The organism is Halomarina rubra, assembly GCF_023699475.1.
GTDB lineage: Archaea > Halobacteriota > Halobacteria > Halobacteriales > Haloarculaceae > Halomarina > Halomarina rubra.
In genome coordinates, this window is record NZ_JALXFV010000014.1 from 1 (window position 1) to 1,381 (window position 1,381).

Annotated in this window: 1 protein-coding gene; it reads right to left on the minus strand. The window is 57.0% G+C overall.

Features of this window, described 5'->3' with window-relative positions:
* The coding region (locus tag M1L36_RS21155; RefSeq protein WP_250875749.1) for a right-handed parallel beta-helix repeat-containing protein at nt 1–1,381 on the minus strand (1,381 nt) is incomplete at both ends.

Sequence of the window (1,381 nt, forward strand, 5' to 3'; positions counted from 1 at the left end):
CCGTCGTAGAACGCTGGCCCGTAGCGGCCCACCGTTCCATCGTTGTACGCTTCCGCGCCGTCCGTGGCTTCTAACACAGTCGTCACATCGACTGGTTGGCGCGGCGTGTTGTCGGCCATTCGGTAGACCTTCACACCGCCCTGAATACCAACTGCCCCGTTCATCGTCCCGCTCGCGTGGCAGTTCTCGACCACGATATTGCGGTACGTGCCGCCTGCCGTCTGCTCTTGAAGCTTGATACCCTCGCGGTAGTTCGGGTTTCCGCTCTCTGTGAAACAGTGGTCCCCCTCTATGTGGAGGTTCTGAGCGCCGTACCCTTTGAATACGACGTTGATGCCCCACCGATAATTAGAGTCCTCCTGATTGTTGTTGTAAATGTCGTTGCCCGACGTTCGGACATTCGTGAGCGCCCCCCCGTCACCGTTCCCGTCAACTCCCGCAGACAGCGTGACACCATCCCACTGGTTATCGTGGATTTCACAATCGCGGATTGTGAGTTTGTCAGCCCCGAACTGTGCGTAAATCCCATGTTGGCCGTTCTCAAAGATGTGGCAGTTGTCGATTGTGATGCCAGAGGCGTGCCGCCCGTCAACCAACACACCCGCCCGTCCGTGGCCCCAGACGTAGTTGTTGGTAAACTGTATTTCTGTGGCGTCTGGCCCCCCGCCAGCCACGTCAGAGGTTGCTAAGACGGCCCCCTCAACATCAGATCCGTAGATGAAACAGCCGTCGATGCTGGCCTTTGTCGTCTCGGTCCCCCCAGCGAGGTGGAGACAGGAGTTATTGACCTCCCCGAGCAGCCAACTGTCCGAGAGCTTCGTGTGCGTCCCGCCGTGGATATGCACGTTCTGCTCCCAGTTGTCACGAAACGTACAGCCGTGAATGAGATTCGCCTCGGTGTCGGTTTCGACACTCCCCGGATAGCGTGAAATCTCAATGCCGTCACCAGTCGAATTGTTCGACCAGAGGTTGACGAATTTGTTATCCGACCCGAAACACTCGATGTTATGACCGTCGTTGGCGTTGGTGATGGTGTTGCCGTCGCCATCGCCGTTGTTGTTCTGCTGGTTCCCGTTGATGCGGAAATCCTTGAACAAACACCCGTCTACGAACGTGTCCTCGGACAGCCACGGGTCATCAACTGCAACCCCACCGATGTCGATGACTCTGTTACCGTCCCCATCGTTGTCTTGGTAGTTGTCGGGGATGAAAATCTCAGTCGCGTAGCCCTGCCCGACGAGTGCAACGGGTTTGTCTGGGTCGTGAATCTTGATGAAACTATCCGGGTATTGGTGTCCCGGTGAACCAACGTACCGTCCCGCTGAAAGCGTGATGATTCCCCCACCGGACGGTAGGCGTTCATAGGCATCTTGAATGCCGT